Origin of the sequence: Novipirellula artificiosorum (assembly GCF_007860135.1) — a bacterium.
Taxonomy (GTDB): domain Bacteria; phylum Planctomycetota; class Planctomycetia; order Pirellulales; family Pirellulaceae; genus Novipirellula_A; species Novipirellula_A artificiosorum.
On record NZ_SJPV01000008.1, the window covers coordinates 430,199 to 437,847 of the forward strand.

Consider the following 7,649-nt stretch of genomic DNA (forward strand, 5'->3'; position numbering starts at 1 on the left):
GTCACACACCTCGGTGAACCAACAACCAAGCGATCGAACCAATGAACAACACATTTGAATTTGTGGCACTGCTGCCCATCAAGGCGCATAGCGAACGGGTCAGCGGGAAGAATTTCAGGGACTTTGCTGGAAAACCGCTGTTTCAATGGATTTTGGATTCGTTGCTGTCTGTCGATCGAATCGATCAGGTCGTGATCAATACCGACGCCCGTGAAATGCTCCTCGAGCATGGTTTGGTGGAATCCTCGCGAGTGTTGCTTCGAGATCGCAAGCCAGAAATCTGTGGCGATTTCGTCAGCATGAACCGTGTTTTAGCCGACGACATCGAAAACATACGCGCGCGGACCTATCTGATGACGCACGCCACGAACCCACTGCTGAGTGCTGCGACGATCAATGCGGCGCTGGATGCTTACGAACAAGGGGTCGCAGCCGGAACCGCCGACAGTTTGTTCACGGTCAATCCGTTTCAAGCGAGGTTTTATCGAGCCGATGGCTCGGCGATCAATCACGACCCGAATAACCTGATTCGCACACAAGACCTTGAACCCTGGTACGAGGAAAACTCGAACCTCTATCTTTTTTCCCAACCGAGCTTCGCGAAGACCAACGCGCGTATCGGTGCAAAGCCGATGCTCTTTGAAACGCCAAAATTGGAGTCCTTTGACATTGACGATTCCGAGGGTTGGGATTTGGCCGAAACGGTTGCCAAGGGGCAATGGCGGAGCGAGAACTCGTGATCGGGTTGTCGCTGGACATGCGATACCAAACCTTTCTTGTCACTGGTTCGTAAAACGATCAGGCTCGTGGCCTCTCCCCTTAACCTGCTAAAGGCTTTGCTTTGATGGATCGTACCGACAGCCAACATGTCGCACAGGTGCTTGTGACCTGCCCCCCGATGCAACGCGCGATCGCTCGCTACCAAGCGATTCTGGAAAAAAATCGAATCGAGGCGACTTGCCCCGAAATGGTTCAGGAGCTGAGCGAATCCGAACTGATCGCGATGTTGAAGGACTACGATGGTTGGATCATCGGTGACGATCCTGCGACCGAACGTGTGTTTCGGGCAGGTACCAATGGCCGGCTGCGGGCGGCGGTGAAATGGGGCGTCGGGGTTGACAACGTTGACTTCGACGGAGCGAAGGCGTGTGGACTGCATGTCCAAAACACGCCAGGCATGTTTGGCGATGAAGTGGCCGACGTGGCAATGGGTTACGTGATTGCTTTAGCTCGTCACACGTTCGAAATCAACCATGGAGTCCATCAAGGACAATGGCCGAAGCCGACCGGGCTCAGTTTGCGTGGTACCACCGCGGCAGTGCTGGGATTGGGTGACATTGGACAAGCAACCGTGCGGCGGTTGCTGGTCAGTGGCGTCAAGCCGTTGGTTTACGACCCCAACGCCCAGACACCTGTGGATCTGCAAAATCAAGTCGAAAGGTTGGAGTGGCCTCGCCGAATCGGGGAGGCCGATTTCTTGATCGTTTGTTGTGCGATGAACGCTGCAAACCGCGGACTCATCAATGCGGATCTGTTGAGGCAATGCAAGCGAGGCGTTCGGATCGTGAATGTTTCGCGAGGTCCCTTGATCGATGAATCGGCATTGTGCGATGCACTGGCGAGCGGCCAAGTGCAGTCAGCCGCCTTGGAGGTGTTCGAGCGAGAACCGTTGCCGTCGGATAGCCCGCTGAGGCAGTTTCAGCATTGCTTGTTTGGCTCCCATAATGCATCCAACACCGCGGAAGCGGTCGATCGGACGACTCACAAAGCGGTCGCGTTGCTGGTGGAACAATTGAAGCAGCCGTCTCGATAAGGTGAAAAAGCGAGCGAACGAAATGAAACGAATTGCGGTCTTGATCGATCCCGAATTGCCGAGCGAGACGCGCGCCGTGGTGCGACGAGCCGCCGAGAGTGCTGCATCGTTGCAGGTTGCGAGGTTCGATTGCTTGGAACGCTCGCCGAACCGGGTGGGAGTCAGCATGTTGCCGCTGTGGTACGACGTGCTGCTGACCACGGGGGGGTACGATGATGCGGCCACGACTTTTCCGGCTCGTCGACGCCCACACTTTTCCGTAGACCCTCTGACGAATCCCCTCGCACAATGGGGCTGGTTTCAGGGGATGGATGCGATTCGTCCTTGGGCGGAATCGGACCAGCGAGAGAATCATGAACGATTGCGGCGTTGTTTCGATCAGATCAAAGCCGATCCGTTGTCAAAAGCCTATGTGTTTGGAACCGGTCCCTCGCTCGATCTTGCGTACTCCCACGATTTTTCAGACGGGTACCGTGTGGTTTGCAATACGATTTGCAAAGATCCGGAATTGTTCTCGCATCTTCGCCCTGATGTGATTGTTGCCGGCGATGCGCTCTACCATTTTGGTGATTCGGGTCATGCGGTTGCATTTCGAAACGACTTACATGATCGGATGAAGGAAGGCACGACCGTCTTTTTGTATCCCGATCTCTTTCGGTTTCGCATCCAAGCTGAGTTTGCGGATGTGGCGGATCGATGTGTTGCGTTACCGACGGGCCAGGGGATCGATTTCACGAGGGACATCGCGGAAACCTACGAGTTTGCGGCGACCGGCAATGTGCTCGGCCAGATGTTGGTCCCCGTAGCCTGTTCGCTCGCCAAACAGGTTCATCTGCTCGGATTTGACGGTCGCAAGCCCAACGACAAGCATTTTTGGGCAAACTCAGCACGGGTTTCTTATCCAGGGATGATCGAAACGATGCGTGGCGAGTATCCTGCGTTTTATGATCATCATGTCCCCGCCAGCAACCCGCTCAAGTATGTCAATGCGGTCCAAGGGGACGCCCTATCCGAAGCGTTTGACCATGCTGAAGGCGCGGGTTGGCAGTTTGCGTTACTGAGTCCATCGACCTCGCCTGCGCTCGCGAATCGGCGGTTGATTCCGATTGCCGAATCTCGCTGAACCTCCAACACGAAACGTCGTCCATCATGAGTATTGAGCAGATCAAGCATTTGGATCAAACGATCGCGATCATCATCCGATCCGATTTTCGCTCCGAGGGAATTGAGTTCTTCACGCCCAGCATGTTTTCCCAACAACTTGGCTACATGAACCGGCCGACGGGGCATAAGATTGACCCGCATGTTCACAATCCGGTCGAGCGAGAAGTGCTTTGGACCCAAGAGGTCTTGCTGATCCGATCGGGCAAGGTTCGCGTTGATTTCTATACCGATGGGCGACACTACCTGGAAAGCCGCATCCTGTTGGCTGGCGATGTGATCCTGCTGGCCGCTGGCGGTCATGGTTTCGAGATGCTTGAGCCGAGCGAGATGATCGAAGTCAAACAAGGGCCCTATTCAGGTGACCAAGACAAGACACGCTTCGATCCGGTTTCGGAGGAGAAAATTAAGTTGCCGCCAACCGATAGCGAATCATCGTGAGCGATACGTTTGCTGCTTATAGTCGCTACTACGACCTGTTGTACAAGGACAAGGATTACACTGCCGAAGCGGCCTACATCCGCACGTTGTTCGATCGCTTCGCCTGGGGGGCTCAGGATAGTTTGGAACTTGGTTGCGGAACAGGCAAACACGCTTGTCTGCTTGCCGAACAGGGCATCAGTGTTACCGGGATCGACCGCAGCGCTGAAATGATCAAAGCCGCCATATCACGCGCGGCAACGGTCACCTCCGTGGCAAGCGGAAAGTTGCAATTCCTGCAAGGCGACGCCAGAACGGTTGAACTGACGCAGCGATTCGAAACCGTTATGTCGTTGTTTCATGTTGTCAGCTACCAAACGGCGAACGACGATGTCACGGCGGTCTTTCGTACGGCATCGAATCATTTGAAACCGAATGGAATCTTTGTCTTCGATGTCTGGTACGGCCCGGCAGTGTTGAGCGTTTTGCCGAGCGTCCGGGTCAAACGTATGGAGGACGATGCGGTCAGGGTGCTCCGAATCGCGGAACCGACGATTGACGTCAATCGAAATCGGGTGGAGGTTTGCTACACGGTCATGGTGACCCGCAAAGCCGATGGCCGAACGGAAACATTCACGGAAACTCACCCAATGCGATACTTCTTCGCACCCGAATTGGCATTGTTCGCGGATGCGGCAGGGATGGAGCTCGTCCACAGCGAACAGTGGATCGACGGTGCGACGGCATCCTCCGACACCTGGGGCGTCACCTTCGTGGCGAGGAAAAGGTTAACACCATGATTCCGGTGAACACGCCGTTGCTTGACGGAAATGAAAAAAAGTACCTGCTCGAGTGTATCGAGACCCAGTGGATTAGCAGCGAAGGACCGTTCGTGAAGCGATTTGAGGATCAATTCGCCGCCACGGTTGGGCGCAAGCATGGGATTGCCTGTGCCAATGGCAGCGGCGCATTGGATATCGCGGTGGCCGCTGCGGGGATCGGGCCAGGCGATGAAGTGATCCTGCCCACGTTCACGATCATCTCGCCCGCTGCATCGATTGTAAGAGCAGGCGGTGTGCCTGTGCTGGTCGATAGCGATCCGAACACTTGGAACATGAGGGTTCAAGCGATCGAGCAGAAGATCACCTCCAAAACCAAAGCGATCTTAGTCGTCCACATTTACGGGCTCCCCGTCGAGATGGATGCGATACTCGCGCTGGCGGAGCGACACAACTTGATCGTGATTGAGGATGCGGCAGAGATGCACGGTCAAACCCACCGGGACCGCCCCTGCGGCAGCTTTGGTTTGATCAGCACGTTTAGCTTTTATCCCAACAAACATGTGACTTGTGGCGAAGGGGGCATGGTCGTATGCGATGACGATCGGATTGCCGAGCGGTGTCGGAAATTGCGCAACCTGTGCTTCGAGCCTGAGCGACGATTTGTCCACCATGAACTGGGTTGGAATTACCGGATGACCAACATGCAGGCGGCGGTTGGACTTGCACAGCTTGAGAAGTTGCCACAGCATGTGCAGCGAAAACGCGAAATGGGATTGCGATATCAGCAGCGACTTGCGGACGCATCGGAGATTCAATTGCCGCTTACTCGCAATGACGCTGCTGAGAATATCTATTGGGTGTTCGGGATCGTGATATCAGATGCGGTCGCTTTGACTCCGGAAGATCTTGCCGCAGGCCTAGCGAAACGAAAGATCGGCACTCGACCCTTCTTTTGGCCAATGCACCAGCAGCCCATCTTTGAATCGATGGGGTTGTTTCAAGGGCAGTCTTTCCCCGTAGCGGAACGATTGGCTCGGCGTGGTTTGTATTTGCCGAGTGGACTGGGAATCAAGAATAACGAAATTGACGAAGTATGTGATGCGGTCAAGTCGATCTTGTCGGGTGCTTCGCGTATCGATGGGTGAGTCAAGATGAAGATTGGAATTTACCCGGCCGAATACTCTCGGAAATTGGGAGGAAGCGCTCGTTTTGAGTTTGAAGTCGTCAACGCGATTGCGAAAGCCCAAAACGGCAAGCATGAATTCTGCATCCTCGGTGGCACGGATCGTCGAACGGTCGATCTTCCTCATGTCGAGGTTCCGCAACCGGTCCCTGTCACTCGGACGAGTTTGCTGCTTCAACGGACCGGTTTCGCCAAGGATCCATCGATTGCCATTCGAACCTCGCTGCAGGCGGCTGGAATTGACTTGGTGTTTTCCGCTCACCCCAGCACGCTGTGCGAAGACGTTCCCTACATCGTTACCTGTTGGGATCTCGAACATCGAGTGCTGCCGTTTTTTCCCGAAGTCTCTCATCAGGGATGGACCTGGAAAAATCGTCAACAACATTACCGTACCGTTCTACGCCGTGCCGCGGGCGTGATCACGGGAACCCAACGCGGCCAACAAGAGATCGAACGCTTTTTTGGTGTCGATCCCGATCGGATCTCGATCATCCCGTTTTTCGTTCCACAAACGCTCGTCGCATCGGAGTCGATCAAACCCGATTGGGCTCCTGAGTCACCGTTCCTGTTTTATCCTGCCCAGTTTTGGCCTCACAAAAACCATGTGACAGTGCTTCATGCTCTCAAACGGTTACAAGACAACGGTCATAAGAATTTGACCGTTGTATTTTCAGGGTCGGCGAACCTTGATCATTATTGTACAAAACAGTACGTGGCGGACACCGCCGAAAGTCTCGGCGTGTCCATTATGACACCAGGGTTTGTCAGCGATGAGAACCTCCGCTGGCTCTACGAGCATGCCCAAGCACTCGTCTACGCAAGTCTTTTCGGTCCCGACAATTTGCCACCTCTTGAAGCGATGAGTTTGGGCTGTCCCGTTGTTGCATCGGAGGTGTCTGGAAGCAAAGAGCAATTTGGGGATGCGGCTCTGTTGGTACCTCCCGCGAATGAGAATGAAATGGCGGCGGCGATTGATCGATTGCTGAAAGACCAAGCGGAGCGGACGCAATGGGTTGAGCGGGGACGCAAATGGGTCGAACACTTGACGATGGATCACTATGTCCGCGAGTTGTTCGAGTTGTTTGACCGATTCGCCACCTATCGACGTTGTTGGCCTTCTACCCGATGAGCAGTGAAGGTCGATACACAGCGATGCCAATTCTTGCAGCCAAGTCTGATTCGACGCCACGGATAACCGTGGTCACGCCTAGCTACAATCAAGGCGACTTCCTTGAACAGACGCTTCAATCCGTCCTGCAGCAAGACTATCCGAACTTGCAGTACATCGTTGTGGATGGTGGCAGCAGCGACCAAAGTGGCGAGATCTTAGACAAATACAGCGAGCAGATCACACAGGTGATTCGAGAACCCGACGAAGGGCAATCGGATGCCATTTGCAAAGGGTTGAATCTGGCGGATGGCGATTTTTTCAATTGGATCAATTCGGATGACTTGCTAATGCCGGGCGCTCTTCATGAACTCGCGGCCAATTTTACCCCCGACATCGACTTGTACACGTTTCCGGTGTCGGTATTTGGTCAGGACACCGAATCGTACCCGATGCGAAATGAGAACCTCTCGGCGAAGGCAATCCTGCGTTCGGATCGCTACTCGTTCTGCCAACCCGGGCTTTGGTTTCGCACCGCGATGCTTCGGGGATGTGGTGGGATCGATCGATCGCTGAACTATGGATTCGATTGGGACTTGCTGATCCGCTACCTCGCGGCACATCCGCGGGTTCATTACAGTCAAGCCGTCGGTGCAGCCTTTCGATTGCATCCCGATTCCAAGACCGTGGTCGAGTTTGCGAAGGACGACGTGCAAGCCAACCGGTTCTTGATGGAGTCGGCTCAAATTCGTGACAAGCTCGAGTCGGCTCTGTCGCCGAAATTGGCATCCGCCTCGCGGCTTGGCCGCCGTCGGCAACCGTGGAACGATTACCTGATCAAAACGCTTGACGATCGAGACCGGTCGCCGCTGGGGGCGGCCTGCGAGATCTTTTGGCGATCGTTAAAACAACCTCGCGTTGCCTGCTCGACACGTTCCCTCGGGGCGCTCGCTCGATTGCTTTCACGCTACGTGCGTCCCAAATTCTACCAAGCATCGCGGGATCAATAACGAACGCGTGGACGAGGCCACGAGTCCTGCAACACGGGACTCGTGGCCTCGTCCACTTCTATGAAATGTTTGCTGCTGTCAAGTGACTGTTGTGTTGGGGTGGTTGTTGATTGAGTTTGCGTTTAAACGATCCGGTTCCCCATTCTTCTATCCGAGCTCTGATGGCCCAAGT

The 7,649-nt window shown here is 54.7% G+C and carries 8 protein-coding genes; all 8 read left to right on the forward strand.

Annotation, left to right across the window (positions count from 1 at the left end; all coding sequences use genetic code 11):
* Positions 1 to 41: 41 nt before the first annotated feature.
* The 8 genes from Poly41_RS22045 (at position 42) to Poly41_RS22080 (ending at position 7,477) form a co-directional block, all read left to right on the forward strand.
* A complete protein-coding gene (locus Poly41_RS22045) occupies positions 42 to 740 on the forward strand; it encodes an acylneuraminate cytidylyltransferase family protein (protein WP_146528914.1) in 699 nt (232 codons plus the stop codon).
* 104 nt (positions 741 to 844) lie between these two features.
* Positions 845 to 1,813, forward strand: coding sequence for a phosphoglycerate dehydrogenase (locus tag Poly41_RS22050; RefSeq protein ID WP_197231516.1), 969 nt, complete (start codon positions 845 to 847; stop codon positions 1,811 to 1,813).
* A 22-nt stretch (positions 1,814 to 1,835) separates the two neighbouring features.
* On the forward strand, positions 1,836 to 2,936 hold the full coding sequence (locus Poly41_RS22055) for a hypothetical protein (RefSeq protein WP_146528916.1): 1,101 nt from the start codon (positions 1,836 to 1,838) through the stop codon (positions 2,934 to 2,936).
* Between the two features lie 26 nt (positions 2,937 to 2,962).
* On the forward strand, positions 2,963 to 3,415 hold the full coding sequence (locus tag Poly41_RS22060) for a cupin domain-containing protein (RefSeq protein WP_146528918.1): 453 nt from the start codon (positions 2,963 to 2,965) through the stop codon (positions 3,413 to 3,415).
* Positions 3,412 to 4,194, forward strand: coding sequence for a class I SAM-dependent DNA methyltransferase (locus Poly41_RS22065; protein WP_146528920.1), 783 nt, complete (start codon positions 3,412 to 3,414; stop codon positions 4,192 to 4,194). Before Poly41_RS22060 ends, Poly41_RS22065 begins: the two co-directional genes overlap by 4 nt.
* Entirely contained in the window at positions 4,191 to 5,321 is a 1,131-nt protein-coding gene (locus Poly41_RS22070; RefSeq protein ID WP_146528922.1) for a DegT/DnrJ/EryC1/StrS family aminotransferase, read from the forward strand. The genes Poly41_RS22065 and Poly41_RS22070 overlap by 4 nt, the downstream gene beginning before the upstream one ends.
* Positions 5,322 to 5,327: 6 nt before the next feature.
* Positions 5,328 to 6,488, forward strand: coding sequence for a glycosyltransferase family 4 protein (locus tag Poly41_RS22075; protein WP_146528924.1), 1,161 nt, complete (start codon positions 5,328 to 5,330; stop codon positions 6,486 to 6,488).
* Positions 6,489 to 6,511: 23 nt separating this feature from the next.
* Positions 6,512 to 7,477: a glycosyltransferase family 2 protein gene (locus tag Poly41_RS22080; protein ID WP_146528926.1), complete on the forward strand. Its 966-nt coding sequence runs from the start codon at positions 6,512 to 6,514 to the stop codon at positions 7,475 to 7,477.
* Positions 7,478 to 7,649 lie beyond the last annotated feature (172 nt).

Coding starts and splice junctions, on each gene's coding strand:
- Poly41_RS22045 (WP_146528914.1), top strand. CDS start 42: ATGAACAACACATTTGAATTTGTGGCACTGCTGCCCATCAAGGCGCAT.
- Poly41_RS22050 (WP_197231516.1), top strand. CDS start 845: ATGGATCGTACCGACAGCCAACATGTCGCACAGGTGCTTGTGACCTGC.
- Poly41_RS22055 (WP_146528916.1), top strand. CDS start 1,836: ATGAAACGAATTGCGGTCTTGATCGATCCCGAATTGCCGAGCGAGACG.
- Poly41_RS22060 (WP_146528918.1), top strand. CDS start 2,963: ATGAGTATTGAGCAGATCAAGCATTTGGATCAAACGATCGCGATCATC.
- Poly41_RS22070 (WP_146528922.1), top strand. CDS start 4,191: ATGATTCCGGTGAACACGCCGTTGCTTGACGGAAATGAAAAAAAGTAC.
- Poly41_RS22075 (WP_146528924.1), top strand. CDS start 5,328: ATGAAGATTGGAATTTACCCGGCCGAATACTCTCGGAAATTGGGAGGA.
- Poly41_RS22080 (WP_146528926.1), top strand. CDS start 6,512: ATGCCAATTCTTGCAGCCAAGTCTGATTCGACGCCACGGATAACCGTG.